Source organism: Dolichospermum sp. FACHB-1091, assembly GCF_014697585.1.
Lineage (GTDB): Bacteria > Cyanobacteriota > Cyanobacteriia > Cyanobacteriales > Nostocaceae > Dolichospermum.
The window spans coordinates 1-24,735 of record NZ_JACJSB010000018.1; the positions used below are offsets into that span (position 1 = coordinate 1).

The 24,735-nt window shown below is 37.7% G+C and carries 32 protein-coding genes; 11 read left to right on the forward strand and 21 right to left on the reverse strand.

The window, feature by feature from the left end; translation table 11 throughout:
• Positions 1-375 precede the first annotated feature (375 nt).
• Positions 376-1,710, forward strand: coding sequence for a hypothetical protein (locus H6G25_RS12685; RefSeq protein WP_190392793.1), 1,335 nt, complete (start codon positions 376-378; stop codon positions 1,708-1,710).
• Between the two features lie 233 nt (positions 1,711-1,943).
• On the opposite strand, the gene H6G25_RS12690 is transcribed toward H6G25_RS12685, so the two are convergent.
• A complete protein-coding gene (locus tag H6G25_RS12690) occupies positions 1,944-2,846 on the reverse strand; it encodes a metallophosphoesterase (RefSeq protein WP_190392794.1) in 903 nt (300 codons plus the stop codon).
• 56 nt (positions 2,847-2,902) lie between these two features.
• On the opposite strand from H6G25_RS12690, the gene H6G25_RS12695 reads away from it, so the two are divergent.
• Positions 2,903-3,817 (forward strand): hypothetical protein, encoded by a 915-nt coding sequence (locus H6G25_RS12695; protein WP_190392795.1) that lies wholly within the window; start codon positions 2,903-2,905, stop codon positions 3,815-3,817.
• A gap of 238 nt (positions 3,818-4,055) precedes the next feature.
• Here H6G25_RS12695 and H6G25_RS12700 read toward each other — a convergent pair whose 3' ends face one another.
• The 11 genes from H6G25_RS12700 to H6G25_RS12750 all read right to left on the reverse strand — a co-directional run bounded on the left by H6G25_RS12700 (position 4,056) and on the right by H6G25_RS12750 (position 13,159).
• Complete coding sequence (locus H6G25_RS12700; protein WP_190392796.1) at positions 4,056-4,817, reverse strand: phycobilisome rod-core linker polypeptide; 762 nt, start codon at positions 4,815-4,817, stop codon at positions 4,056-4,058.
• A gap of 121 nt (positions 4,818-4,938) precedes the next feature.
• Complete coding sequence (locus H6G25_RS12705; protein ID WP_137908450.1) at positions 4,939-5,664, reverse strand: phycobilisome rod-core linker polypeptide; 726 nt, start codon at positions 5,662-5,664, stop codon at positions 4,939-4,941.
• 140 nt (positions 5,665-5,804) lie between these two features.
• Positions 5,805-6,548, reverse strand: a complete 744-nt coding sequence (locus H6G25_RS12710; RefSeq protein WP_190392797.1) for a phycobilisome rod-core linker polypeptide — start codon at positions 6,546-6,548, stop codon at positions 5,805-5,807.
• 115 nt (positions 6,549-6,663) lie between these two features.
• Positions 6,664-7,503, reverse strand: a complete 840-nt coding sequence (locus H6G25_RS12715; protein ID WP_137908448.1) for a phycobilisome rod-core linker polypeptide — start codon at positions 7,501-7,503, stop codon at positions 6,664-6,666.
• Between the two features lie 37 nt (positions 7,504-7,540).
• The gene (locus tag H6G25_RS12720) at positions 7,541-8,137 is read right to left on the reverse strand and encodes a HEAT repeat domain-containing protein (protein ID WP_028089660.1); all 597 of its coding nucleotides are present in this window, start codon (positions 8,135-8,137) and stop codon (positions 7,541-7,543) included.
• A gap of 67 nt (positions 8,138-8,204) precedes the next feature.
• Positions 8,205-9,035 carry a HEAT repeat domain-containing protein gene (locus H6G25_RS12725; protein WP_190392798.1) on the reverse strand — a complete coding sequence of 277 codons (831 nt, stop codon included), beginning with the start codon at positions 9,033-9,035 and terminating at the stop codon, positions 8,205-8,207.
• A gap of 16 nt (positions 9,036-9,051) precedes the next feature.
• On the reverse strand, positions 9,052-9,291 hold the full coding sequence (locus tag H6G25_RS12730) for a phycobilisome linker polypeptide (protein ID WP_028084585.1): 240 nt from the start codon (positions 9,289-9,291) through the stop codon (positions 9,052-9,054).
• Between the two features lie 42 nt (positions 9,292-9,333).
• On the reverse strand, positions 9,334-10,194 hold the full coding sequence (locus H6G25_RS12735; protein ID WP_028089663.1) for a phycobilisome linker polypeptide: 861 nt from the start codon (positions 10,192-10,194) through the stop codon (positions 9,334-9,336).
• A gap of 303 nt (positions 10,195-10,497) precedes the next feature.
• A complete protein-coding gene (cpcA, locus tag H6G25_RS12740) occupies positions 10,498-10,986 on the reverse strand; it encodes a phycocyanin subunit alpha (protein WP_028084587.1) in 489 nt (162 codons plus the stop codon).
• 99 nt (positions 10,987-11,085) lie between these two features.
• Positions 11,086-11,607 carry a phycocyanin subunit beta gene (locus H6G25_RS12745; protein ID WP_028084588.1) on the reverse strand — a complete coding sequence of 174 codons (522 nt, stop codon included), beginning with the start codon at positions 11,605-11,607 and terminating at the stop codon, positions 11,086-11,088.
• Positions 11,608-12,226: 619 nt separating this feature from the next.
• Positions 12,227-13,159 (reverse strand): RluA family pseudouridine synthase, encoded by a 933-nt coding sequence (locus H6G25_RS12750; protein ID WP_190392799.1) that lies wholly within the window; start codon positions 13,157-13,159, stop codon positions 12,227-12,229.
• A 232-nt stretch (positions 13,160-13,391) separates the two neighbouring features.
• On the opposite strand from H6G25_RS12750, the gene H6G25_RS12755 reads away from it, so the two are divergent.
• Positions 13,392-14,432 (forward strand): response regulator, encoded by a 1,041-nt coding sequence (locus H6G25_RS12755; RefSeq protein ID WP_190392866.1) that lies wholly within the window; start codon positions 13,392-13,394, stop codon positions 14,430-14,432.
• Positions 14,433-14,461: 29 nt separating this feature from the next.
• On the opposite strand, the gene H6G25_RS12760 is transcribed toward H6G25_RS12755, so the two are convergent.
• Positions 14,462-14,623: a hypothetical protein gene (locus H6G25_RS12760; RefSeq protein ID WP_242034950.1), complete on the reverse strand. Its 162-nt coding sequence runs from the start codon at positions 14,621-14,623 to the stop codon at positions 14,462-14,464.
• A gap of 93 nt (positions 14,624-14,716) precedes the next feature.
• Here H6G25_RS12760 and H6G25_RS12765 point away from each other — a divergent pair, with 93 nt between their 5' ends.
• Positions 14,717-14,968, forward strand: a complete 252-nt coding sequence (locus H6G25_RS12765; RefSeq protein ID WP_190392867.1) for an AbrB/MazE/SpoVT family DNA-binding domain-containing protein — start codon at positions 14,717-14,719, stop codon at positions 14,966-14,968.
• A gap of 94 nt (positions 14,969-15,062) precedes the next feature.
• On the opposite strand, the gene H6G25_RS12770 is transcribed toward H6G25_RS12765, so the two are convergent.
• From H6G25_RS12770 to H6G25_RS12780, 3 genes are all read right to left on the reverse strand, one after another.
• Entirely contained in the window at positions 15,063-15,353 is a 291-nt protein-coding gene (locus tag H6G25_RS12770; RefSeq protein ID WP_190392800.1) for a type II toxin-antitoxin system RelE/ParE family toxin, read from the reverse strand.
• 3 nt (positions 15,354-15,356) lie between these two features.
• Positions 15,357-15,587, reverse strand: coding sequence for an addiction module protein (locus H6G25_RS12775; protein WP_137908442.1), 231 nt, complete (start codon positions 15,585-15,587; stop codon positions 15,357-15,359).
• A 123-nt stretch (positions 15,588-15,710) separates the two neighbouring features.
• A complete protein-coding gene (locus tag H6G25_RS12780) occupies positions 15,711-15,995 on the reverse strand; it encodes a hypothetical protein (RefSeq protein ID WP_190392801.1) in 285 nt (94 codons plus the stop codon).
• A 71-nt stretch (positions 15,996-16,066) separates the two neighbouring features.
• On the opposite strand from H6G25_RS12780, the gene H6G25_RS12785 reads away from it, so the two are divergent.
• From H6G25_RS12785 to H6G25_RS12805, 5 genes are all read left to right on the forward strand, one after another.
• On the forward strand, positions 16,067-16,687 hold the full coding sequence (locus H6G25_RS12785) for a Uma2 family endonuclease (protein ID WP_190392802.1): 621 nt from the start codon (positions 16,067-16,069) through the stop codon (positions 16,685-16,687).
• Between the two features lie 162 nt (positions 16,688-16,849).
• Positions 16,850-17,632 (forward strand): hypothetical protein, encoded by a 783-nt coding sequence (locus tag H6G25_RS12790; protein ID WP_190392803.1) that lies wholly within the window; start codon positions 16,850-16,852, stop codon positions 17,630-17,632.
• A 360-nt stretch (positions 17,633-17,992) separates the two neighbouring features.
• Positions 17,993-19,096 carry a DUF1350 family protein gene (locus tag H6G25_RS12795; protein WP_190392804.1) on the forward strand — a complete coding sequence of 368 codons (1,104 nt, stop codon included), beginning with the start codon at positions 17,993-17,995 and terminating at the stop codon, positions 19,094-19,096.
• A gap of 335 nt (positions 19,097-19,431) precedes the next feature.
• Entirely contained in the window at positions 19,432-19,650 is a 219-nt protein-coding gene (locus H6G25_RS12800) for a hypothetical protein (RefSeq protein WP_028089667.1), read from the forward strand.
• On the forward strand, positions 19,650-19,817 hold the full coding sequence (locus H6G25_RS12805; protein ID WP_242034951.1) for a hypothetical protein: 168 nt from the start codon (positions 19,650-19,652) through the stop codon (positions 19,815-19,817). Before H6G25_RS12800 ends, H6G25_RS12805 begins: the two co-directional genes overlap by 1 nt.
• A gap of 44 nt (positions 19,818-19,861) precedes the next feature.
• Here H6G25_RS12805 and H6G25_RS12810 read toward each other — a convergent pair whose 3' ends face one another.
• Both H6G25_RS12810 and H6G25_RS12815 read right to left on the reverse strand, forming a co-directional pair.
• Positions 19,862-20,230 carry a hypothetical protein gene (locus tag H6G25_RS12810; RefSeq protein WP_190392805.1) on the reverse strand — a complete coding sequence of 123 codons (369 nt, stop codon included), beginning with the start codon at positions 20,228-20,230 and terminating at the stop codon, positions 19,862-19,864.
• A gap of 24 nt (positions 20,231-20,254) precedes the next feature.
• Positions 20,255-20,638 (reverse strand): papain fold toxin domain-containing protein, encoded by a 384-nt coding sequence (locus H6G25_RS12815; protein WP_190392806.1) that lies wholly within the window; start codon positions 20,636-20,638, stop codon positions 20,255-20,257.
• Between the two features lie 80 nt (positions 20,639-20,718).
• Between H6G25_RS12815 and H6G25_RS12820 the strand changes: the two genes are divergently transcribed.
• A complete protein-coding gene (locus H6G25_RS12820; protein WP_242034952.1) occupies positions 20,719-21,150 on the forward strand; it encodes a hypothetical protein in 432 nt (143 codons plus the stop codon).
• Positions 21,151-21,218: 68 nt separating this feature from the next.
• On the opposite strand, the gene dcm is transcribed toward H6G25_RS12820, so the two are convergent.
• Positions 21,219-22,166, reverse strand: coding sequence for a DNA (cytosine-5-)-methyltransferase (gene dcm / locus H6G25_RS12825; protein ID WP_190392807.1), 948 nt, complete (start codon positions 22,164-22,166; stop codon positions 21,219-21,221).
• Positions 22,167-22,362: 196 nt separating this feature from the next.
• Here dcm and H6G25_RS12830 point away from each other — a divergent pair, with 196 nt between their 5' ends.
• On the forward strand, positions 22,363-23,187 hold the full coding sequence (locus H6G25_RS12830; protein ID WP_190392808.1) for an Rpn family recombination-promoting nuclease/putative transposase: 825 nt from the start codon (positions 22,363-22,365) through the stop codon (positions 23,185-23,187).
• Between the two features lie 39 nt (positions 23,188-23,226).
• Here the strand turns inward: H6G25_RS12830 and cobA are convergent, their stop codons facing one another.
• Both cobA and H6G25_RS12840 read right to left on the reverse strand, forming a co-directional pair.
• Positions 23,227-23,979, reverse strand: coding sequence for a uroporphyrinogen-III C-methyltransferase (cobA, locus tag H6G25_RS12835; RefSeq protein WP_190392809.1), 753 nt, complete (start codon positions 23,977-23,979; stop codon positions 23,227-23,229).
• A complete protein-coding gene (locus H6G25_RS12840) occupies positions 23,972-24,706 on the reverse strand; it encodes a sirohydrochlorin chelatase (RefSeq protein ID WP_190392810.1) in 735 nt (244 codons plus the stop codon). The genes cobA and H6G25_RS12840 overlap by 8 nt, the downstream gene beginning before the upstream one ends.
• Between the last annotated feature and the right edge of the window lie 29 nt (positions 24,707-24,735).

A 24,735-nucleotide genomic window follows, 5' to 3' on the forward strand; every position in this document is an offset into this window, starting at 1 on the left:
TGTGCCAGTAGTAGTTTTTGTTGCTTGTTTACCTTGAGTTCTGTCTTGAATCCTAGTAGCATGAAGATATTTTACAACAAAATTCCAATATTGTTACCATAGAGGTGTGACTTGGCATAGGAAGCATAAGTAGTTAATTGTTATTAATTGTTAGCTTTTGAGTTACTGTTAATTAGCCCTTTGGGATTTAAACTCACAGCTATCACACTTAAACACTCTTTCACTCAATGAGAGAGTTTCTTTTTTGCCCTACTTGTGATCAAGATAAAATTGTGATATTTTGATTCAAACCAATTACTATTAAATCATAGAATGAATAAAAAAAACCGTAGTGAAACATTTAAGAGTAGATACCATGAGTCGCGGATACAATACATGGCAACTGGAGAATCTCCGACTTGTTCAGTCATTTATTCTCAAGCACCTTACTGGAAAAAGTATAGGCTTATTTTTCCGTTTATAGTTGATAACTGGCAGCATTTTTATTACATTGACTTTCCTCCAATATTTGAAAATATAGAACAAACTCACCCATCCATTTTAATCGGGATAGCAATGGCAGAAATTTATCGCCTTTGTGAAATATGCACCCCTGAGACAGTCAAAGTAACTTGGTATAGCTGTCTTCAATGGGAATCAGATTGGTGGAATGAAGATATTTACTGGTATCTTCAGCAAAAGTTTTACCTGGAAAAATGGGACTGGGATAAAATGCCTCGAATAGAATTTTGTTTAAATTCTATAGAAAATTCTTGGTTTCCATCCGTCAAAGATACTTATCTTCTTGCCGTTAGTGGGGGTAAAGAAAGTACATTTGCATTTGAGTGGATGCAGCAATGTAATCTTCCTATGGAAGCATTTACTTTACATAATGCAGGAGGAATATTAGGCAACAACTGGGTACAAAAGTTTCCAGTATTTGATTACATTAAAACTCAAAGTCACCTGTGGGAAATAGAAGCTCATCCACAGGAAGATCCAGCTACACATTTTGGTTATAAAGGCGTTCGTAACGATCCTACTATTACTAATGCTCTTTTCATTATGATGATAATTGCAGTACAGCAGGGACATCGCTTTCTGGTCTTAGCAAATGATAAAAGTTCTAATGAATCTAATACTACATATCAGGGGCGAGAAGTCAATCATCAAAGTGCCAAGGGAACAGCTTATATAGAACGTTTTAATAATTTTTTAGAGCAAAAAGGTTTGCCATTTAGGTATGTTAGTATCTGCGAAGAAAGTTACTCAATCGCTACAGTTAATCAACTATCTTTATGGAAAAAAACCATCCTGAATAGCCTTACCTCATGTAACGAGGCACAGTGGAATTCAGGAGACGTTCGATGGTGTTGTAACTGTCCAAAATGCGCTTTTTCTTATGCTTTAATCGAAGCCGTCACAGATTATTCTTTTGCCAAGCAGGTAGTGGGAGAGGACTTATTCAGTTTTACAAAACTAGAAGAAGTTTGGAGACGTTTATTCGACCCAAGTACTGAGAAACCATTTGAGTGTGTTGGTGAAAAACGTGAAACTTTAATGGCTTTAGCTAAATGCAAAAAACAACGTCTCAAAAATGGCGAACATCTAGGTGTTCTTGCTCAGATACCCAATATTGAATTTGATGAATCTCTACTAAAAATCTCTGCCCCTCAAAACATTCCTAAAGAACACCAAGATAAACTAAATTCAGTTTTAACAAATCAATAATTAGGAGTTGCTGAATAAACCTAAAACCGTTACCTGAAAACAGTTAAAGATAAATAAGAAGTGAAAAAGATACAAGGAATAAAAACTGTAAGGATGAAAAACCATGCACTTACTGAACACTGAAAATAAATTTTTCTCAAACTATTGAAAATACTGTACCCGTGGCCTAGCACCTATCTATGACTTACGTCACGCTACGCTATCATAACTTTATGGCTAGGCCACTCAGGCTATCACCAAGCCCTAATTAAACCTTGATCAAAAACGCGATTATTAGTATCAATACCACTGATTTCTATTCTATCTGGGTAGACATTATAAGCAGCAAAACTCAAATTACTTGTGCAATATTCTGTTAATTGAGAAGGACTTACAGGACGATTACCGGCACCAGCGCCACAGATTAAATAGGTAGTTCCATTAATAGCGCGAGTCCGTTCATAGTTATGTTCATGGCCATTAATATAAAGTTGAACATTGTACTTTTTAAATAAAGGGGTGAAAGTGTTAATAAAATTTATATTACTACCATAATGACCAGATGAATAAATGGGATGATGACCAAATACGATTTTCCAAGGTGCTTGACTGATACTTAATTGCTTTTCTAACCAAATTAATTGATTTTGCCAATCTGCATTACTATTAGTATCTAAAGCAAAAAACTGGACTTGATTTTGAGTAAATGTGTAATAACGTCCCTGCATATTAAAACCAGGATACTTAACTTGAGGAACACCATTATCAGTGCGAATATCATGATTACCTAAACAAGCATGAAATTTGACACCATTTTTTAGTAAAGGTTGATAAGGACGTTCAAAAACCTGACTAATTTTCTCAATTTCGCCATTATTATAAATATTATCACCAGCTAAAATAACTAAGTTATAAGGATTTTGCTGATGATAATAATTCATAGAATTTGCAACAGCATACTGACCTTTTGCACCAGTTCCCGTATCAGCAACGGAGACAAAACGCAATAATAAATCTTTTTTTAAATTTTTTTTAATGGGGTTAGCGGCTGTTGCTGATTCTATGAGAGAATTTGATAATAACTTCCTATTTAAAAATCCAGATGTGATGACACTAATTCCACTTAAAAACAAAAATCGACGGCGTTTAATATTCATAATTATCTATTCCTTGTTGTATATGTTTTTGATTCGCTAATTTGGGTAAAAGTTCCATGTCAGGAAAAAAGGCACCAAAATCAAGAAATGAACCCGTAACCACCCTATACCAAAAAAATCAACCAATTTGGAAGACAGCAATTATCCAAGTTTTGCGGGGAACAATCGGTGTTTTAGAAACTACTGTAGTCAAATTGGAGACAGAAACACCTAAGGATACTAGTGGGAAGAAAATTAATTTTTTATCGCGTTGGGATGGATTTTTAAGGACATTTCGCTTATTCTTACCATCAAGTATATCTAATAATGTGTCAGATTCGCTTTTGACTGGGATTTTTGCGGTAATTTTTCTGGTGACAATAGGAATTACTATATTTTTGTTTATTCCTAAATCTACTCAAGTCGCGGTTGTTCCTCCAGTTGAGGAAGTTACTAAACCAACTCCAGTTATAGAACCCGAACCTAAACCGACTCCAGTTATAGAACCCGAACCTAAACCGACTCCAGTTATAGAACCCGAACCTAAACCAACTCCAGTTATAGAACCCGAACCTAAACCAACTCCAGTTATAGAAACCGAACCTAAACCGACTCCAGTTATAGAACCCAAAGCTAAACCGACTCCAGTTATAGAATTAACACCAGAAGAGAGTTTACTAGTAGCAATTGAAAATCAGTTTTCAGAAATTAGCGTTTCTGTAAAGAATACTAAAGATAAAAATAAAGATAAAAATATTGTTTCTCAACTTATAAAACCTCTAGTTGCTAATTTCCGTACTGGCGATTTAACTCTAAAAATTAGTGATATTTGGTACAGTTTAGAAAAATCTCAACAGGATAAACTAGCTGCGGATATATTACAACGTTCCCAAGAGCTTAATTTCACACATTTAAAAATTGTTGATTCTCAAGAGAAAATCATCGCCCGTAGTCCGGTTGTTGGTAATGAAATGATAATTTTTAAAAGGTAAAATTCAGGAAATTGATAACTTGTAAATATTCTTAATAAGTAGGTTGGCGTGAAAAATTGTCGTTATGACAAGGGAACTCTTAACTGGGAACAGGGAACAGGGAACAGGGAAGAGGAAAGAGGTTTTGGCCAACTTTACTTTTAGTTACTTATGTCGGTTTTTTTCCGTTCACCTATTTAATATCAAATACAAATAGTATTATTGGCTAGGGCGGGCTAGAAGCCCACCCCACAATTAATTAGCGTCTACCACGATAAGGAACAGCATTGAGGTAGTCAATATCAAAGGAAGATAACTTTTGTGCGTAGTTACCTTTACCAGATACGGAAGCCGCCATAGCTGCGAATTTGCGAGGATCTCCTTCGGCCATGCGCTTTTCTTTCGCTTTGGCGGTGTAGAAGTTCTCCAAGGTAAAGCGCCAGTCGGTTTTGACTGTACCTGCTGTTTCTTGGAAGTCAGCACCGTAACGGGGTGTTACCAAATTAAAGGGACGGTCTACAAAACGCTTCCGTTGGTAAGGTACAGTATTTTCGCCAAAATTTTCGGTGTATTCCGCGCTGTCTAATAAAACATCAACAAAACCGCCAAAACCTTTGTTACAAATGACAATTGACCAAGCAATTTCTTCTTTTTTATTGTAAGCACAACGACCCAATAAACGTTTGAGGGTGATATCTACTAAACGGTAGTTGTTATTAACAGAAACGACTAAACGATAGAAAGCTTCAGATTTTGCTAAACCCCGAATAAAGTCACGCACTGACAAAGAACCGTTTTTAAGTTGAGATTCTAAAGTAACTTGACGGTTAAATTTGAGGATTTCATGTTCACTGAAAACTTGACGATAAGCAGCCCAAATAATGCTTGTTATGTCAGTGTAAGAACTCACATCTTCTAAACGATAGATATAAGGTGTATCTTCATTTTGGTCAGCAACGCCAAAGCTCGCCACCCGGTGATTTTGACTACTTGGATTGTATTGAAGTAATGGCAATGCCATATTGTTTTTTTCCTTTTATGATTAAGTTAAACAAAGATAATGAATTAGGGAATAGGGAACAGGGTGTAAATTCCCCGTATTATTCCCTATTTCTTCTTAATCTTATTTTCCCCTGAAACGGTTAGTAAATAGAACTCATTCCTAACCAATTGAGAATAAATAAGAAGACGATACCTGCGGTTATGACTAGTAATACAGCAGATAGCGCCCCCCAATCAACATTTGGCCCAGAGTTTGGGTAGACAAACCCACGCCATTGATTATACCGACCTCTTTGGACAATACCTGCCCGGTCTCGATAATCAGCACCATAGCGGGGCATAAAGCTGATTGGTCGGTCTGTGGTCATGCGTTTGCGTTGATAGGGTACGGTAGAATCACCAAAAGCTTGTTCATACTCGCTACTATCAATTAAAACATCAACAAATTTTCCCCAACCTAGAGTAGCAATTTGAATTGACCAGGCAATTTTTTCTTGCTCATTGTAAGGAGAACGACCTAAGATCCTTTTCAGGAACATTTCTACCAAGCGATAGTTGTTATTTGGTGTCACAACTAGCTGATAAAATCGCTCTGATTTCACCAAACCGCGAATGAAGTCTTTAACCGTAATTGACCTATTTTTGAGTTGTGTTTCTAAGTTAATTTGGCGGTTAAATTTGAGAATTTCCTGTTCGTTGAAAATTTGGCGATAAGCCGCCCAAATTAGTTGTTGAATTTCGCCGGGAGAGTTAGCATTTTCAATGCGGTAGATGTAAGGACTGTCTTCATTTGTATCTGCTGCGCCGAAACTACTAACTCTTTGGTTTTGAGTTGTAGGTTTGTATTCAAGTAAAGGAATTGCCATTTGAAAAAACCTGCCTTTTGGTAAAGTTGGCATCTCAAAATGTTGTTATACTTAGCAAAGTAACTAAAATTAAAATCCTTAAAAAAATGCAAACTTTTGAACTTTTTTGACCCAGATCACCCAGCTAGATAAAAAACTATTTAGCGCACAGGAAACCCAGCACTAGGACTAACGGAAACAGGAATACCAGTTGATGTTGTTTGTCTTGTGGTGTTAGGGATTTGGATATTAGCAGTGCTAACTGGTGTGTAAGTCACTGTTTTAATCTTAATGGAATTTGCCATATCCAAAAAGTTTTTAATGTCACCCCATTTATAACGAGCATCTTCGAGTTGGTCGCGCCAATAATCGCTGTATCGTGGTGTTACCAAATTAAAGGGTCTATCTTTATAACGCCGTCTTTGATAAGGAACAATATTTTCACCAAAGTTACTTTGATATTCTTCAGAATCTAGCAAAGTATCAACAAAGCCACCCCAGCCTTTAGTAGCAATGACAATTGACCAAGCAATTTCTTCTTCTTTGTTGTATGGTGCGCGACCTAATAACCGTTTTAGTCCAATTTCTACTAATCTGTAATTAGAATTAGTCTGAATTACCAAACTTTGGAAAGCTTCAGATTTAGCTAAACCCCGGATAAAATCACGGACGGTAATTGCTTTGTTTTTTACTTGGGATTCTAAATTAACTTGACGGTAAAATTTGAGGATAACGTGTTCACTGAAAAGTTGCCGATAAGCTGCCCAAATTAATTCTTCTACTTCTCCACCAAAGGAACAATCTTCGATGCGGTAAATTGTGGGTGTATCTTCGTTAGCAACTTCATAACCAGAAACGCGCTGGTTTTGAGAACTGGGTTTGTATTCTAGTAAAGGTATTGTCATGTTTGTTAGTTGTCAGTTGTCAGTTGTCAGTTGTTAGGTAATAGGTAATAGGTAATAGGTAATAGGAAGATATTTATTTTTCTCTTGCCTCTTGCCTCTTGCCTCTTGCGAATTACTAATTTTTAGCGTTAGCGGGGATATACCGATAAGGTAAGGAAACTGCTACGGGTTTAATAGTGGGTTGTGGTGTACCGATTTCGCGGGAAGTATCGGGTATTTCCAAGCTACTGACAAAAGATTGGGCTGTGGCTAAACTACGTTGGTAGTTGCGTTCGTTGGTAATAATTGACCCTGCCATAGCGAAGAAATTAGCCGGAATTGCCCGTCTGATATCCGCTGTCGTCAGTTGTCCTGATGTCCGGGCTGTGTAGAAGGAACGACCAGTTATACCGCGAATGTTTTGAGTATCACGCCAATAAGCATTGTAACGGGGATTAACTAAATTAAAAGGGCGATCGCCAAAACGACGACGTTGAAAAGGTACAATATCATCACCAAAGTTGTCTAAATACTCACTGGAATCCAATAAAGCATCTATAAACCCATGTAATCCTTTGGTAGCAATGACAATTGACCAAGCGATTTCTTCGTCTTTATTGTAAGCAGCCCGGCCTAAGAACCGTTTTAAAGTAATGTCAACTAAACGATAATTAGAGTTTGTATCTGCTACTTGAGTGCGGTAAACGTCTGATTTGCCTAAACCCCGGATAAAATCCCGCAGGGTAATAGCCCGATTTCGCAGTTGTGATTCTAAAAAGTTTTGCCGATAACTGTCTAAAATCAGGTGTTCGCTGAAAATTTGCCGATATGCCGCCCAAATGATGCTATCAATATCTTGGTCTGAAGTAGCATAATTTAAGCGATACATCGTTGGTGTATCTTCGTTGGGGACTTCGTAGCCTTCTACTCGCTGATTTTGCGATTTAGGGGGATATGCTAGTAGTGGTATTGACATTTTTACTTTTACCTTGTTATATGGTATGTAAATTACTTTACTGGCTATAGGCCAACTGAACGCGAGCGCGAACTGCTTTTTCAGTATCGTTAGTCAGCATTGATGCAAATTTAGCAAAAATAGGTGATCTAACTGTAGCTACTTTCGCTAAAGCTTGTAACCCAACAACAGCAGCATAACGAATTGACCAGTCTGTATCTTCACAGATGCACAATAGTGTCTCTAATGCGCGATTTATAGCTATTTGACTGGCAACAATGTCTAGCTTATGCCATTGTAAATTTCCTAGTCCCTTAGCGGCCGCACGGCGGACGCTAGGGGCAAAGTCAGTCAGTGTAGTAGCAATGAGAACATCTAAAGCGCGAGGATCAGCGATCGCTGCCAGAGTGCGAATTGAATAAGCCCGTGCGCCATAGTTATAATCATCAAGGTTTAGCAATTGTGGGACTGCTACCTCTCCCAACTCTGTTAATGCTGCTGCTGCCACTATCGCTGCTTCTGGATTGTTATAACCAAATACAGCGATTAAAGTGGGAATTGCTGATATATCTTTAATTGCCGCCAAATTTTTCACCGCTGTCACCAGTTGGTCAGGTGTTTCAGCTGCGGTAATAGCCCGAATTAGTTCATCCATTTTTTATCAGTGGTCAGTGGTCAATAGTCAGTAGTTTTGCAACTGATAATTGACAACTGACTACTGACTATAAGAGTGAGTCCATCAAATTCATAACTCGGGTAGCTGGTTCAGATATACCAAAAGTATCAGACTGTTCTGGCAGTTGATACTCTAATAATCCTTTCAAAGCAATCAATTTAAAGCTATTTTCCACTTGTGCTTGAGCAATAGCCTCTGCTGCTGCTAAATACCCAATTGCCCCCAGGTCTCCCAAAACAACGCGACGCATTTTCAAATCACCCGTCACCAAAGTTTTCACTAATAACTCACCATAGATGGGGTCTTGTGTCAGTTGGTACATGGCTCTGGCTGCGGAGCATTGTAATCGGGGAACTGGATGCTGAAGAAAAGGCTGGACAAGAGAAATAGCCTCAGTTGCACCCATAGCTCCCAAGGCCTCTAATATTGCCGTATAGGGTTGGGTAAGATGAGGTAAACCAGGTACTTGTACTGCTTGGTCAACACCCCCATCTAGTAGTTTTATCAATGCTGGTAATGCTGTTTTATCCTTGAGCATGGCCAAAGATTGGGCTGCGGCTTCGCGGACATAAAAATCAGCACATTCCAAGCACTTAATTAAACCTGGTACAGCTTTCAAGTTGCCTAATTTACCAAGCGCCCTAGCGGCATTGCGCCGTAAGGGATAACCTCCCAGTTCTGTTCTGTCGGCTTCATCCTCTAACGCGGTGATAAGTGCGTCTATGGCTTGTGGCTGACTGATTCGGAACTTACCCAACCACCAAGCAGCATAATAGCGGAGACTTAGATCTGATGATTGCAGGTTAGCAATAGCTATTTCCGGTGTGAGATTTGGTGCATTTTCCGCAGGATATGCTTCTCCACTAGGTTCTATCATTGCCAGGGCTTGATGCTTATTCCGCCACTGTCAAAGTTTCAATTTTGACGATTTTGCCACCTAGACGGTTAATCCGCTGCATTTCTTCATTCATGCGGCTGTAGGGTACGGTAATAAATACGCTACCACTGCGGCGAATGTCAAATTTGTTCTTGTCGCTTTCTTGGTTTTGCTTTAAGCCCACAACTTCGTAACGAAATACGCGGCTGGCAGATGAAGAAACGCTACTAGCACCAAGTGTAGTTTGACCGAACATTACTTCTATATCTCCTATGTGAGTTTTGTCCGTGAGCAGCGCTTAGGTTGATGTTATGCTGGCAATTTTGCCGCCAACTCTATGAATTTGCTGCATTTTCTCTAAAAGGCGCTCGTAAGGCACAATAAATACTGTACTGCTACGGCGGACTTTGGGGTATCCTGGATTGCGAATACCTGTAACTTCAATCCGGTAAGTGCGATTGGATTCCCCGACGGCATTACCTAGATTTTGCTTAGGAGCGTCATCTACAGATACGCGGAAACCCCAGTTATTGTTACTACCAGATGGTCCAACAACTGAGGAGGTTTTATTACTAGCTAATTCCCGCGCTAAACGGGATTTAGAACCTTCAACCTGAGCGGTATCGCTGTTAGCATAACCTCTGTATAAACGGAACATCCGCGTAAAACCGGCTGCATTTTGTCCCGTTTGAAAATCGAACCCGCGATAATAGGGAACAACATTTTCCCCAAAGCTATTCTGATACTCTTGGGAATCAATGTAGGAGTCAATTTCCGCGTCGTAACCTTGGTTAATATATAAGTCTAAGTGGTAAGTCACTTCTGACTCATTGTATGGTGCGCGACCCAACAAATGTTTGTAGTTGAGTTCAATTAACCGAGTTTGGAAACTGTTGTAGAAGAATTTAGATTTGTAGAGTTCTGATTTAGCGACGCTGCGGACAAACTCTTTCACGCTTAAATTGCCGTCACGTAGCAGTGATTCTGCACTAATTAAGCGATCTGATGCCAGTATATAGTCATTTCCTAAGACTTGACGATAAACGGCACGAATTACAGCTTCTACTTCTTCCCGGCTGGCGCTGGGGCGCAGTTCAACTTTGGGCGCGTCGCTGAAAGGCTCTGTTCCTAGTCTGGAGGCTGCTGTTGTAATTGCCATGTTTTTTCCCCTTTATTGTGCCGAATTTTGGCGGAATAAAGCTTGGTATTTAATCCAAGTTGGTCGTTGGTAATTAGGACTTACCTATTCCCTCTTGACTCTTGCCTTATTTGTAGATAAAACTATGCCCGGAGCTAGATCCAATTGCTAGGTGAACCAGGATGATCTTGGAGGTCTTAACGCCACTTAATTTACAGTTGGATATTCTCCAACTAACGCAGTGACTCCAGGAGCAATAACTGGCGAACCCCTTGAGGGGTAACTTCATCTAATAATTGTATCCCTCTCCGGGCATGACGCTATCTAGCTGAGAGCGTTGATGGCGTAGTCAATGTAGGTATTAGCTTCGTTAGCAGCTTGACCACTCAAACCATGATTAGCTTTGATGGATTTTAAAGCTTCTACGTACCAGCTGGGAGACAAATCAAACGCGCCGTTGATTTCAGACAAACCAGCAATCAAGAACTCATCCAAAGGACCTGTACCACCAGCAACTAGGCTATAGGTGATGATGCGTAGGTAGTGGCCAACGTCACGAGCGCATTTAGCTTTACCACGAGCATCAGATGCGAATTGAGCGCCTGGGGTAGAGGTGGTATAAGGGAATTTGCTGTAAACAGCGCTGGTAGCACCATCAATCAATTTTTGAGCATTAGCGGTTAAACCACGAGCAGCTTCCATGCTGGCAGCAGCGCGGACGAAACGACCGTTAACAGCTTGTAATTCGGTGTTGCTTAAAAAGCGTCCTTGGGTATCGGCAGATGCGATTGCTTCGGTAATTGGTGTTTTCATTGGTGAAAATCTCCTAGATTGTTTCTTGCTTGTGTTGTATGGCTACGCCATGCAGGTTATGAAAAAAGCTCAATTTAGACGGGAGCTAATTTGTAATTTTTAGGCAACAGCAGCCGCAGCACGATCAAAGTAGCTTGCAACTTCAGAAACCAAAGAACTACAATCACCTTTGGTGATCCCGTTAGGATCGTTGATTTTAGCGATCGCTGCTTCTTTCATTTTGCCAACACCAACTGCTACAGAAGCACCAGGAGTACCCAAAGCTTGGTAGGTTTCCCGTAAGCCATTTAAGCAACGGTCATCTAGAACACTAGCATCACCCGCTAATGCTGCATAAGTTACATAGCGCAAGATAATTTCCATGTCGCGCAAACAAGCAGCCATCCGACGGTTGGTGTAAGCGTTTCCACCAGGAGCGATCAAATTGGGCTGTTCTTCAAACAAAGCACGAGCGGCATCAGTAACGATGTCTTTAGCGTTGCTGGTGATGCGGTTAACAGTGTCTAAACGCTTGCTACCAGCAGCTACTACTGCGGTCAAAGCATCTAGTTGTTCGGTGCTGAGGAATTCGCCACGAGCGTCAGCTTGGGAAACAACCTTGGAAAATACATCTAATGTCATGGACTCTAATCTCCTAAATTACTTAGTTGAGAGATCTCTAAATTAAAACTAATTCGGATTGGTTGGCAACGAAGTCAAATCAAAGCGGTTCTCAATTTGTCTTCTCTCCTTTCTAGTTTACAGTTTACAAACCAGAAATTATGAGAGTCAAGGGTAAATTTATGAGAAACTGGCAAATTCAGTGAATCACCTGCTTTATTTAACTTTCTTCTGTTGTTTAACCCCTACAGCTTATGTTTATACAATGCCATAGAACCTTTATTTATTACAAATTATGAATAAATAAGATGTTCCCCTAAGAAAAGCCTCAAATCCTTTACATACAAGGTATTCAACTAAGAATTTCTAGATATTTTTGTTACATAACTTTACATTTTCTGCAAAAAATCGCAATATTAACCAGTTTAAGATTGTTTTAATATTCCTGAAAACCCTTGTAATTAAAAGAATACAAGGGTTTTATCCCATTTATGGATTTCCTGAATTTTGTTAAGGAGTGTTAAATTTACATTTCTAAATATTTTGAAAACTTTCTATTTTTTTCCCCCATGGGGGGATGTGAATGAAAAAAAAGTTATATTCACAAATTGTGAGTAAATCGTTATTTACTCATAAATTCTTAACAAACTCCACTACGGCGACGCAATACTTCTAGTAAAGTGGTAAAACTGCGGGGAAGGGGTGCTGTTACTTGAAGCAACTTTCCAGAAACGGGATGTTGTAACTGGAGTTTCCAAGCGTGTAGGGCTTGTCCTGGCAAATTTACGCCGATAGAATGAGCAGAACTATAAAGAGGGTCGCCAACGATAGGATGACCAATTTTGGCACTGTGGACGCGAATTTGATGGGTACGTCCTGTTTCTAGTTGAAAGTGGATTAATGTGTAGTTAGCAAGACGCTCTTGTACTCGCCAGTGAGTTATTGCAGCCCGTCCACCATCCTCTATAGAAACAATGCCCATTTTTTTGCGGTCTTGGGGATTGCGACCAATGGGTAAGTCTATGCTTCCGGTTTCCGTTTTGGGAACACCGTAAACTAAACCTAAATATTCTCGTCTGGCGGTTTTTGCTTGTAATTGTGCTTGTAAATGCTGATAAGCCAAATCTGTTTTAGCAATAACAATCGCTCCGGTAGTATCTTTATCCAAGCGGTGAACTATTCCAGGACGTTGAATACCGCCAATACCGGGTAAATTAGGACAATGGGCCAATATAGCATTAACTAGAGTTCCCTCTGGATGACCGGGTGCGGGGTGAACAACCAAACCAGCGGGTTTATTGAGAATAATTAACTCCTCATCTTCATAGAGGATATCTAGAGGAATATCCGCTGCTAAGAGTTGTAAAGGTTCAATGGCGGGAATTTCTAGAGAAATGCGATCGCCTATTTTGAGATTAACCTTTTTAGATGTGCAAATTTGATCATTAACTTGGACATGACCCTGTTCTATGAGTTGCTGAATGCGAGAACGGGACAAATCTGATAAATTCTGGGATAAATAGCGGTCTAAGCGATCGCTATTTTCTGGAACTTGGATATTAATTGTAGACACGATTGGGTATTGAGTAATTTAAGCAACATTGAGATCAAAAATTAGAGTCGTGTCGGTAGAAAATCACCACTTCATTTTTTTATCTTCATCTTATGTTTAACATACTTTTTTATTTCTCTAAAAAATATGGAGTAATCTAAAGAGAAGAATTCAAGAATCAGGATTCGGAATGTTGATAAAATACAGTGAGTAACTGATAATGAAAAACAACTTTAATGAACCATCCCAGAAAATCAACGCTACCCCTATTAGTAGATATAGATTTTTTCAAAAACTGCAACCAATCAACATATTAAAGAAGATTACTAATAGTTCGTACACTGGTTGTTTGCAAGTATTTAGCGAATCTGGTGCTTGGTCAATATATATGGATCAGGGTAAACTAATTTACGCTGGTTATTCTGAAGAAATGTTTGAACCTCTTTACCGGAACTTACAGAGATTAAGTCAGCAAATCTCAACTCTTCCCAGGGGAATTAATGAACAAGTGCGGATGATTTTTGAAAAAGATATTGAGAAACATTCAATACCAAATCCAGATTACTTAGCTATTTGTTGGTTAGTTAATCAAAAATATATTAGTCATTTTCAAGCAGCTTTACTAATTGAGGAGTTAGCACTAGAAGTTTTACAATCCTTGTTGAATTTAAAATATGGCAGTTATGAATTTGTTCCTAATACTTTTTTAGACAATCTGCCTAAATTTTGCCATTTAAATTTAAAAGCCTTAGTAGAACCATCTCAACCAGCAGCAAAAGTTGATGTTAAAGAAAATCTGAATTTTGAGTGTTATTCTCAGTTAGAAGTACCCAAAACATCCCAGGAGAAATTACCCAAAACTAATTCTGATCACTTGAATAATCAGAGAAATACAAATCAGTCAAATAACTCCTTTATCAGAGAGAAGCAGAAATGCAGTATTTTTTCCATAGATGATAATCAGAAAATTTTAAATACTGTGTCAGAATTTTTAGATGAACAAATATTCAATGTGATCAAATTTACGGATTCTTCCCAAGCTTTAATGGAAATTTTGCGAGTACGGCCAGATATCATTTTACTAAATATAGAAATGCCTAATTTAAATGGCTATGAAATCTGTTCTTTATTACGAAAACACACACATTATCAAGATACTCCTATAATTTTGATGACAGAAAGGATGGGATTAAGGGATAGAGCAAAAGCCAAATTTGTCAAAGCTAATGGTTATTTAGAAAAGCCTTTTTCTCAAGAGGATTTACTGAAAATCATTTTTGAACATATTGTGTGAAAATTCACGAGTCAGGTTAATAAACCTCATCATGGCTGCCAATATCTATCAATAAAATAACCATTTCCTTTGATTCTAGATTTTCTTTTTGGTGTTTCTGGCGCTGGTTCACTGCTTGGGGATGTGGTATGATTAAGGGTATCCGTAGCTGGCCAGACTCTTACTTCCACATTTCCGGGGGGTAAATTCACGGGTTAGGTAATCAGCAAGTTACCAGATTCATCAATTTTTCCTTTGAGTTTGTATGCTTGCATGATTTTTTCATCAGACTCTGTTTTTATATTATCTCGAATTGGCAGCAATTACATCAAAAATTCGTATTAAAAATTCGTAAAGTTGGAAATTCCTTGGGCTTAACATTACCTCAAGAAGCCCTGGAAAAACTTAAAGTTCAAGAAGGAGACAGCGTATTTGTCACTGAAACCCCAGCAGGTGTTATGACAACTTCTTATAATCCTGATTTTGAAAAAGCAATGGAAGCCTACAGAAAAGTCAGCACAAAATACAGAAATGCACTTCATGAATTAGGGAAATGAATGGGATTTTCTGGTTAGATAAAATAATGGTTACAGCTATACATGAAGACCAATTAATACAGCATGGTGGTATTGCAAGTGTGCGAGATAACAATTAAATCCGATCTTGCCAATATTTTGGTTTACGACTACAGTGCATAACCGCTACAATTAAAATGTATTCATCTTCTATGGTATAGAGTATTCCATAGGGAAACTTACGCACTAAACACCGACGAATATCTTCATCGGTAACTGGATAGCGTTTAGGTGATTCAATAATTCGGAAAATGGCATCTTCAACAGCATTGATAAAATTTTGTGCTATTTCAATTTCATTTTCTGCATAAAATTGGACTGCTTCTGAGTATTCTGTGAATGCGGCAGGATGGAAGTTATATTTCATTTTTCATTTTTCTAAAATTTGTCTAATTTGAGCTAAAGCGATTTCTCCAGAAATTGGTTTAACAGTATGATTACGTATTTCATCCCGGCGTTTTTTAGCTTCTGTGTTCCAAATCTTTTGGATATTTTCATCAATATCAGATTCTAGACTTTCAATTAGTTTTTCTACTAAAAATACTCTGCTAGAACTGGGTAAAGACAAGGCTTCTTGAATTAATTCTTCAACTGATAGCATAATTATTTATCTTCTTGTGTAAATTGAATTGAGAATAGCCACAAACAAAGACTTGATTCACAAACTATTTTATCATTGTTTCTGTGGAAATATCTATAATGATGTTGATATCAAGCAAGATTTTCACAGGTTATGTTTCTCATTTAAATATTCCCATTTAGCTTGATCTGGATCAAAATCTGCTGGAACAGGAGGGGCATTTTCAAACCAGTTTTGCAAAGCCTTGATTTTAGTTCGTCTTTTTGGTGTTTCTGGTGCTGGTTCACTGGTTGGGGCTGTGGTATGATCATGGGTATCTGTAGCTGGCCAAACTACAATTTTCACATTTCTGGGGGGTAAACTCACTGGTTCGGTAATCAGCAAGTTACCAGATTGATCAATTTTTCCTTTGAGTTTGTATGCTTGCATGATATTTTTTATGATAATCTGTTTTTATATGATATTGAGCAAAATTCAATCTCTAAATTTGGGTTTAAATTATGATAACTACGCTCATTGAACGAGAAGCAGAACCAATTTTAATTAGTGACTTAACCTGGAGAGAATTTAAAGCTGTTGAACAGCTAATTGAGCGCCCAGGGTTAAGGTTATCTTTTTTAGATGGAGTGTTGGAGATTCATAAAAACTCAGGTAAAAAATATCAAATTATCAAAGAACGTATTGCTTCTTTACTAGAAATTTATTTAGAATTTTTAGACTTAGATTTTACTCCTACTGGTTCTGTTACCTTAGAAAATGAATTTGAGAAGGTTAAAAAAGAAGGTGATGAATCTTATGAATTGGGAGCAAATAGAAAACATCCTGATTTAGTAATTGAGGTGGTTGTTAGTAGTGGAGGAATTAATAAACTGGAAGCATACAAACGGTTACAAATTCCTGAAGTTTGGTTTTGGATGAATGATAAATTATTGTTTTATAGTTTAGGAAATGATGGCTATGAAGCTGTTAGTAAATCGCAACTTTTACCGAATTTAGATGTAGATTTATTGATGGGTTGTATTAATATAGAAAATCATGCTCAAGCGCTGCGGGAATTTCGAGGAGGGATCGTTGTATCCGGTGGGGAGGTGAAGACAATTTTGGAGAAGCTTAAAAGGTAATATGGATAAGGGTTATAGCGATTTAGGGTGGTTTTTTTTGGGAAAAATTTGTCCGTAACTCGAAAAATTCACAAATGGGGGAGGTAAAACGTCTAAATACTGTGGGAATAAACCATGCTTGCAAAAACAACTCACCAGGACGGAAAACGTTTCTGATAATTTATGAAAAAGTTAACTTACTTTTTGGCTGCTATCCTTAGCTTTGTTGTGTGTCTAGGTGGAGTAAGTCCCGCTTTAGCTCAATTACAGCCCTCATCCCGTGGGATAACAACTTTTTACAACACTTCAGAGCAACAGGCAGAGGGAGTGAACACGTATCAGAACATATTGAATTATGATGTAGCTATTCCCAATCCAGACTTAAGTGCGAGGTTGCCTGAAAATTTAAGCGATTTTCCAAAAACTTTTAAAGAATTCCTTGCTGAAGGTCGCCTGAGAAACGGAACTAATGGTTCTTTTACAGAAGGTTGGTTTGATTTCCAAGCATCAACCGCTGCAACTCCTGGAAGCAACCAACTATTCACCATTAAAGCTCCCGATGGCTACAGAATCTACAGTGTTGTAGCTGGATTACCAGCATCTCAATGCCCTCTGGAAATTAGAACCACTGAAATTGCTTTCTTTGACAATGTCGCTCAAGCAATAAAGAAGGCTAATGACTTAGATAAGGCCAAATTCTTGGTGTACGTTTCTCCTGACGATGATTTGACTATCAAGGCATTTTCAGAACTTTTTTATGACAGCACCACGGGCAAGAAAAAAACTAACAAAGATTGTTTCTTGGTTTCCGGCGCTACTGAAAAAGTTAGAGTCAATTTCCAGAGCATCTTCGATTTACTTCCTCCTCAATTAAAACAGCCAGCGCGTCAAGAACCATTTGAATACTTCCCCAAATATCCCAATTTTATATATCTAGTGAATGCTAGAAAGACTCTGAAAATGTAACGCACAATCCTTATAACCCGCCTTCCGCACCCTAAACTGTCACACAACGAAAAATGGTCATTTGGGGATTTGAGATTGGCGAACTGCTTGCAGCAGCGCTTCGCTATCGCTACCTAAACTTTAGACCATTTTGTATTAAAATTATCCTCAAAAGTCCTCAAAAGTCCTCAAAAATCCGATTGTGAGACTGGGGGGTGCGGAATGTGGGTTATAACTAAAAACGGTGTGTTACAAGAATAGCTAACCCACCTTACCCAATAGGAGCGATTGCTTTTTTGTTGAGAGCAGGGTGATCATCTGCACACGTAGAGTTAAAATACATTTGCTTTTTGACAAAATATCAGAGGTATAAGTTTAATCATGAAATTTCAACCTGTTTCTCATAGCTGGATAGCCCTACATCCCAAAGCTAAAGGTGTAATTCAATTTGTTGGTGGAGCTTTATTTGGCACATTTTGGCCAATGTTTTTCTATCGCTCTCTACTTCAGCGTTTATTTAATGATGGTTATACTATTGTAATTTTACCATTCAATTTTACCTTTGATCATTATGCTGAGGCTGGCTTTTTAATCAGAGAACAATATGAAATCATGCCAGAACTGGTCAGAAGAGCAATATTTGCTGGCTATGACTTTGAACCCTATCTTAAAGACCAAAACTTTTCTTGGTTAGGTCATAGTGTTGGCTGTAAATATATTGCTCTTTTGGAAGCATTTAGCACCTTACCTGAAATTTCTAAACCTAGTGATCCTGACTATAATCATGATATTCAAAAGCTTATAAAATTTATTGATTCTATAGTTAGATCAGGGAATCAAAAAGATTCTCCAGTTAAAATTGAAAGGAAGGTTGATAGTATTTTGGCTGACCTCTTAATTCTGATTAATGATCTAGAAATAAAGCGTAGAGAGGCTGTAGAATTAATTAGATATTACATCGGAAACATTAATGACATCAGAAATAATAGGGCAAAAATCACTGAAACCGCAATTGGAACTTTGCAAGAAAAAGTTGAAATTAGCAGCATATTTATTAAGAATCAACCCTCTTTGCTATTAGCTCCTGCAAATACAGGTCTTGAAAGTGCTGTTCCCCAACCTTTTACACCAATTGTTATTGCTTTAGGTTTGAATGTCAAGCCAACAAAAGAGGAAACTTTTGCCTTAATCAAGGAAGCTGGTCTATTTGATTTGATGGGATTAATTGCCTTCAAAAAAGATAAAATAGCTAAAGAAACTGTTAATTGGTTTAAGTGTTCTCTTAAAAAACCACCTCAACATTTGCAACAAGATTTAGAGGGTGGACATTTAGAACCATTGGGTGTTCAACTGGGTAGTATTACTATCAATTTTCCAATTCCTTGTATTAAGTTTACAGAAAACCGAAATAAAAAGTTGGAAACTCCTGTAAGTCAATTATTCCAACGTTTAAAAGATCGGATTCCTACCCCTGTTCAAAAATAGTGGGATAACGAAGCGCTGCTGCAAGCAGTGCGATCGCCGATCCTGTACGGTGCGTTAATGGAGTGTAACGCACCTTATTTATGATTATTTACTGATTTCCGGTGCGTTACGCTGTCGCTAACACACCCTACTGCTACTGATAATCGTCCCAATATCCTTTAGTGCGTAAGCGTTGCGCTCCGCAGGAATCGCTCAAAATCCATTTCCTTGTGTTTCCTTAACTGGGATTAATTGCGATGCCTTTGGCGATTGCTAGGTTAAAATGAGAGAGCGATTCCTAGGTCGCGCTTCGCTATCCCATCCTTTCACCAACCCTCAGACGAGGAGATTCTCAAATGCCATTGGTTGAACTCATGTCACAAATCCAGACACTGCCCAAAATTGATAAGCTTCGACTGATGCAGTTTCTCGCCACAGAACTGGTAAAAGAAGAAGATGCAAACTTCTTTGTTGCAAATCAAGAGTATCCAGTCTGGTCGCCTTACAATTGCTCTGAGGCTGCCAACATTTTGATGAATCTTTTGGCTACAAAGGAACAAGAAAAGAATGGTTGATGCTCAAGTCGGTTCATTATATTGGTTCACCTATTGGCGCTGTTGTTGTTGGCTATACTGAAGATGATCGCCATCAAATTTGGTTGAGTGTTAAGCCCAGTGTGTTACAGAAAGCATTGGTACATCTCAAAATTCCCGCAACAAGCGATCGATCATCAGCAGCATAACGATCCAAATGTACACCAAGCACACTAAGATTCACTGTTATTGTTCAGGCAGCTTTTTGAGAATTTTGATAAGATGGTTCAGCCAGAATTGGTTCAACATCCTGGCTTTTGTCTCTTTGGATAAATTCATCTAGTAATTGAAAAAAGTAATCAAATGCAGCTTTTTCATCAATACAGGTCAGTAAAATAATTTTATCCCAAGCGTTAACAGTATGAATAGATAAGCGGTTTTGTAGCCAAGGTTGAAAGTTTTTATAAAAATCACTTTCAGTTTCAGTATTAGTAAGACCTAATTCAGAGCGAGAGAAGCGATATCCCAAAATAAACATCCGTAAATTACTGATAGATGCTGTTCCCAAATATAAGCCTGGTTTGGTTTTAATTTTTTCGAGTAAATTAAATAATGTACTCATTGATTTTAACTCCATTAAAAATTTTCAAAATTCTTCTATTACTTCTATTTTAAACTCATTAGATAGAGAGGTAAAATCTTGAATCCAGTCATCTGGGTATAGTCCTTCTGGGGAAAGGTTGTCGAAAATTTTGCCAAAAACTTCAACACCATAATGAACGCCATTTTCCGTAATAGTTTCAAAGCAACCTTGTTTTTCTAAGCGATAACTCAAAATAAAGTCTTCATTGTCGTATATAGTCGAAAGTCGCCAAAGTTTACCAGAAATTTTACGTTGTTTTAGCCACTGTTTGAGTGTTTTGGCACATTCTTGGCAATGAAGTAATGGAAATCGAATGACAAGATTACCAATTGCTTGATGAATTTCAGCAATGTCTAAATCATCCGGTAAATTATTCAGAAACAGCACCTCCTAAAAAATGTTGATCTTATTTTACAATACATTCGCCTCGCTAATATTGGGTTAATGCAATCATGAGAGAGCAAGCAATGATAAATTTTCATCTAGCATCTATTTATGCAGATAAACTACTGCGTACTATGCGTACCATGCGCGATAAATTACCATTTGACCCCTATACAGAAGTGGTAATGGCATTACATGATGCACTGGCATATTCTAACCGTTGGATTGACTATAATACCAGTCAATACCAGGGAGTTTTTGAATTACTTACATCTCTAGTAAATCAACAAACAATCAACAATTCATCAGTGGAAACAGCAATTTTAACTTTAGAAAACTTAGGCTTTAATACCCTACCATTTGGGCTAACAATTGATGAAAACCTGGATATAGATACAGGGGTTTCCGCTCTTATGAGGTACATCTTAAGCCCCCTCCTCGCTTGCGGGGAGGGGGTTGGGGGTGGGGTTCTTGTACCTCATAACATCGGGAAGTGCTGTAAAGATGAGGAATAATACTAAATCAATGATAAATTCTTGGTAAATTACTATGGCATTTATCAAAAATAATTTTGTAAATATTTTCAATATTTACTATTTCCTGTAACCATCAAATTAATCATAATATCAATAACACTGGCCACACAGGGAATAGCAATAGCATTACCAGTCAATTTCCTCATAGTTTGATAACTTCCCACTATTTGATAAGATTCAGGAAAACCTTGTAATCTCAACATTTCCCTTTCAGTTAACCTTCTTTCTCCATTAACTAATAGATAATTATAGGATGCTCCTGCTCTTAATGCACAAGAATAAGGATATACACTAATATTACCAGATTTATTTTCATGCCATATCGTTGGTTGATCATCTTGTTGATTAGGTTTAACTTTTTGTAACCGATTTTGTCTAATCTTTTCCGAAGCATAATAAAAGTCAGAAACGGAATTTTCTAATATTGTTGATAATGGTTGCATGGGAATTTTTATCAATGGCCATTTAAACCTCTCATAATGATGTTGATTTTTAAAACCTATAATTAAGATTCTTTCTCGTTTTTGTGGTAGTCCAAAATTTAAAGCATTAACAATTTTATAATCTGTGTAATATCCTAAATCTTGTAAACTATCAATAATGATTTTTAATGTTTTTCCCTGTTGATGTCCTTGTAACTGTTTGACATTTTCTAATATAAAAGCTGTGGGTTGTTTAGCTTGAATAATTCTAGCAATATCAAAAAATAATGTACCTCTGGTATCCGCAAAACCTTTAAGTTCTCCACAAATACTAAAAGGTTGACAGGGAAAACCAGCCAATAATATATCATGTTCTGGAATATCATTTTCATTAATTTTAGTAATGTCTCCTGCTGGAGTTTCTCCAAAATTTGCTGTATATATTTTTTGGGAGTCTATATCAATATCACTAGAAAAAACACATTGAGAGGAAATATTATACTGATTACAAATCATTTCAACGGCTATTCTAAATCCCCCTGTACCACAAAACAAATCTATGAATTTCATCATTTTTATCCTCATTGTTAAATATTGATATACACATGATTTTAAGCTGATATTATAATACTTATTATTTCAGTATACAGCAAATTCTGTAGGGTGCGTTAATCAAATAGAGTTCTTTATAAAAATCCGGGTTTAATACGCTAGAATTTGGGGTAACACTTGATGAAAGCCTGGATATCGCTAAAAACAACTTTTTAAAATGAAAACAGACAGCATATTTTACCGATTGTTTCAAGAAATACCTAGCATATTTTTTGAACTGATTGGTAACTCCCCCCAACTAGCCGAACTTTATCAATTTTCATCAGTTGAAGTCAAACAAACAGCCTTGAGAATAGATGGAGTTTTCTTACCTAACCAAAATACAGATAACCCCATCTACTTTTTAGAAGTACAATTTCAATCAGACAAGGATCTCTACCATAGACTTTTTAGCGAAATATTTCTTTACATTCGCCAAAACAACCCCAAAAATCACTGGAGTGCGGTAGTTATCTATCCAACCAGCAGCATAGATACAAGAGATATTCAGCATTATCAAGAATTTTTCACCAGTCAACGAGTCCGAGTTATTTATCTCGATGAATTAGCAGAAACAACATCTTTACCCATTGGGATTGCTACAATAAAACTAATCATCGCTAACCCAGATAATTCCATTACCCAAGCTAGAGAATTAATCACTAGAACTAAAGAAGAGATCAATTCTCAACTTCAACAGCAACAACTATTACAAATCATCGAGACAATTTTAATTTACAAGTTTCCAAGAATGAATAGGGAGGAAATAGAAGCTATGTTTGGATTAAGTGAGTTAAAACAAACCCGATTTTATCAAGAAGCAAAAGAAGAGGGAAAGGAAGAAGGAATAGAAGTAGGTGAACGCAAAGCCAAGTTAGACGCAGTTCCTGGGTTGATCGCATTGGGTTTAACTAGAGAACAAATCGCACAGGTTTTAAATTTAAGTTTGGCAGAAATTAGCGAGATTATTCAACAACAAAATATCAACACAAAGGACAAATAAAAAGGATTTAATCAGTGTAACCCTAACCAAACTTTTCCTCTATTTTTTCTCCTGTACAGAATCAGATAATATACTGTGCATTTTAACGACTGCACCAATTACGGCTATTGCTGGTGCGAGAAATCCTTTTTCTGTTACTTGTGCTACAATTGTCCCCAATTCACCAATTAATTCTTCCTGTTCTGGCCGAGTTCCCCAACGAATTAAGGCCATGGGTGTATCTAAACTCAATCCAGCTACAGTTAACTGCTCTACAATGTAGGGTAAATTGTGTATACCCATATAAATTACGATGGTTTCTGAACCATGGGCTATGGCTGGCCAATTTACCTGGGGTTTATACTTACCAGCAGATTCATGTCCAGTCACGAAAGTTACAGAAGAACTATAAAGACGATGGGTCAAAGGAATACCAGCATAGGCCGCTGCGGCTATTCCTGATGTAATCCCTGGTATAACTTCTACGGGAATCCCTGCGGCTACCAATTCTGCCATTTCTTCCCCACCACGACCGAAAATAAAGGGATCACCACCTTTGAGTCTGACGACGGTATCATGATTTGCCGCCTTCTCTATCAGTAATTCTGTGGTAGCTTCTTGTAATAAAGAATGTCTACCCATGCGTTTACCCGCGTTAATTTGTTCTGCTGCGGGATTAATCATATTTAATACTTCTGGACTTACCAAAGCATCATATATGACTACATCTGCACAAGCTAATAAATCTTTTCCCTTGATGGTCATGAGTCCAGGATCTCCAGGACCTGCACCAACTAAATAAACTTTACCCAAAAACTTTTTCCCCTTCTTTGATCAAATCCCCGATTAAATCAGCAAATTCTCGACTTGTTCCTAAAGGTGGTGCGAGTTGAAAAGTTACTGATGGAAACTCCAATTTTAGCGTTTCTACTGCCAAAGCGATCGCATCAGTTATGCCACCTGTAAATAAAAAATAGGGAAAAATCGCAATTTGTTTATAACCAGCGGTAATCAATTCCTTGACTCTTAGTTCTAAACTGGGAGATACAGACCAATAAGCTGTAAATGCACCCACACTAGCTGCTATATTTTCTACAGGGGCATGAGAACCAGGACGACGACTACCATGAGCTAGGATAATTGATACATCAGCTTTTACTGTCATCATCATCCTAAAAACAAATTTTTCTAACCCAGGATAACTACCGACATGAGGACATAATTCTATTTTTATGCTTTCATTTATTACCTCTTGTGCCAGTGCTATTTCTGCGGGAATATCAGTCATGAGATGAAATCCCGGTAACAAAAATAGGGGGATAATTTGGACTATTTTACAGCCAAAAGCCGCAACTTGACCAGCGAAATCTTGAATTTGTTGATGTAAAGGTTGGATATTGGCCTCTAGAGTAGCAATACCTATCAAGTTTTCCCCTTGGGGTAACATCTCACTTAACAGCTTCGCTAATTGCTGCATGGCCAAATCTGGACGAGGATCACGACTTCCGTGAGATACTAAAAGATAAGCTGTGTTAGTCATTAGTTAATTGTCATTGGTAAAATTCCTAC

What these genes read in the sequence shown, in the direction of transcription:
- H6G25_RS12730 (WP_028084585.1), bottom strand. Translation starts at nt 9,291, where the DNA reads ATGTTCGGTCAAACTACACTTGGTGCTAGTAGCGTTTCTTCATCTGCC.
- H6G25_RS12715 (WP_137908448.1), bottom strand. Translation starts at nt 7,503, where the DNA reads ATGTCAATACCACTACTAGCATATCCCCCTAAATCGCAAAATCAGCGA.
- H6G25_RS12775 (WP_137908442.1), bottom strand. Translation starts at nt 15,587, where the DNA reads ATGCTATCAGTTGAAGAATTAATTCAAGAAGCCTTGTCTTTACCCAGT.
- H6G25_RS12735 (WP_028089663.1), bottom strand. Translation starts at nt 10,194, where the DNA reads ATGGCAATTACAACAGCAGCCTCCAGACTAGGAACAGAGCCTTTCAGC.
- H6G25_RS12685 (WP_190392793.1), top strand. Translation starts at nt 376, where the DNA reads ATGGCAACTGGAGAATCTCCGACTTGTTCAGTCATTTATTCTCAAGCA.
- H6G25_RS12805 (WP_242034951.1), top strand. Translation starts at nt 19,650, where the DNA reads ATGCTCAAGTCGGTTCATTATATTGGTTCACCTATTGGCGCTGTTGTT.
- H6G25_RS12830 (WP_190392808.1), top strand. Translation starts at nt 22,363, where the DNA reads ATGAAAACAGACAGCATATTTTACCGATTGTTTCAAGAAATACCTAGC.
- H6G25_RS12800 (WP_028089667.1), top strand. Translation starts at nt 19,432, where the DNA reads ATGCCATTGGTTGAACTCATGTCACAAATCCAGACACTGCCCAAAATT.
- H6G25_RS12710 (WP_190392797.1), bottom strand. Translation starts at nt 6,548, where the DNA reads ATGACAATACCTTTACTAGAATACAAACCCAGTTCTCAAAACCAGCGC.
- cpcA (WP_028084587.1), bottom strand. Translation starts at nt 10,986, where the DNA reads ATGAAAACACCAATTACCGAAGCAATCGCATCTGCCGATACCCAAGGA.
- H6G25_RS12720 (WP_028089660.1), bottom strand. Translation starts at nt 8,137, where the DNA reads ATGGATGAACTAATTCGGGCTATTACCGCAGCTGAAACACCTGACCAA.
- H6G25_RS12785 (WP_190392802.1), top strand. Translation starts at nt 16,067, where the DNA reads ATGATAACTACGCTCATTGAACGAGAAGCAGAACCAATTTTAATTAGT.
- dcm (WP_190392807.1), bottom strand. Translation starts at nt 22,166, where the DNA reads ATGATGAAATTCATAGATTTGTTTTGTGGTACAGGGGGATTTAGAATA.
- H6G25_RS12820 (WP_242034952.1), top strand. Translation starts at nt 20,719, where the DNA reads ATGATAAATTTTCATCTAGCATCTATTTATGCAGATAAACTACTGCGT.
- H6G25_RS12725 (WP_190392798.1), bottom strand. Translation starts at nt 9,035, where the DNA reads ATGATAGAACCTAGTGGAGAAGCATATCCTGCGGAAAATGCACCAAAT.
- H6G25_RS12705 (WP_137908450.1), bottom strand. Translation starts at nt 5,664, where the DNA reads ATGGCAATTCCTTTACTTGAATACAAACCTACAACTCAAAACCAAAGA.
- H6G25_RS12780 (WP_190392801.1), bottom strand. Translation starts at nt 15,995, where the DNA reads ATGCAAGCATACAAACTCAAAGGAAAAATTGATCAATCTGGTAACTTG.
- H6G25_RS12795 (WP_190392804.1), top strand. Translation starts at nt 17,993, where the DNA reads ATGAAATTTCAACCTGTTTCTCATAGCTGGATAGCCCTACATCCCAAA.
- H6G25_RS12810 (WP_190392805.1), bottom strand. Translation starts at nt 20,230, where the DNA reads ATGAGTACATTATTTAATTTACTCGAAAAAATTAAAACCAAACCAGGC.
- H6G25_RS12700 (WP_190392796.1), bottom strand. Translation starts at nt 4,817, where the DNA reads ATGGCATTGCCATTACTTCAATACAATCCAAGTAGTCAAAATCACCGG.
- H6G25_RS12770 (WP_190392800.1), bottom strand. Translation starts at nt 15,353, where the DNA reads ATGAAATATAACTTCCATCCTGCCGCATTCACAGAATACTCAGAAGCA.
- H6G25_RS12790 (WP_190392803.1), top strand. Translation starts at nt 16,850, where the DNA reads ATGAAAAAGTTAACTTACTTTTTGGCTGCTATCCTTAGCTTTGTTGTG.
- H6G25_RS12745 (WP_028084588.1), bottom strand. Translation starts at nt 11,607, where the DNA reads ATGACATTAGATGTATTTTCCAAGGTTGTTTCCCAAGCTGACGCTCGT.
- H6G25_RS12695 (WP_190392795.1), top strand. Translation starts at nt 2,903, where the DNA reads ATGTCAGGAAAAAAGGCACCAAAATCAAGAAATGAACCCGTAACCACC.
- H6G25_RS12840 (WP_190392810.1), bottom strand. Translation starts at nt 24,706, where the DNA reads ATGACTAACACAGCTTATCTTTTAGTATCTCACGGAAGTCGTGATCCT.
- H6G25_RS12690 (WP_190392794.1), bottom strand. Translation starts at nt 2,846, where the DNA reads ATGAATATTAAACGCCGTCGATTTTTGTTTTTAAGTGGAATTAGTGTC.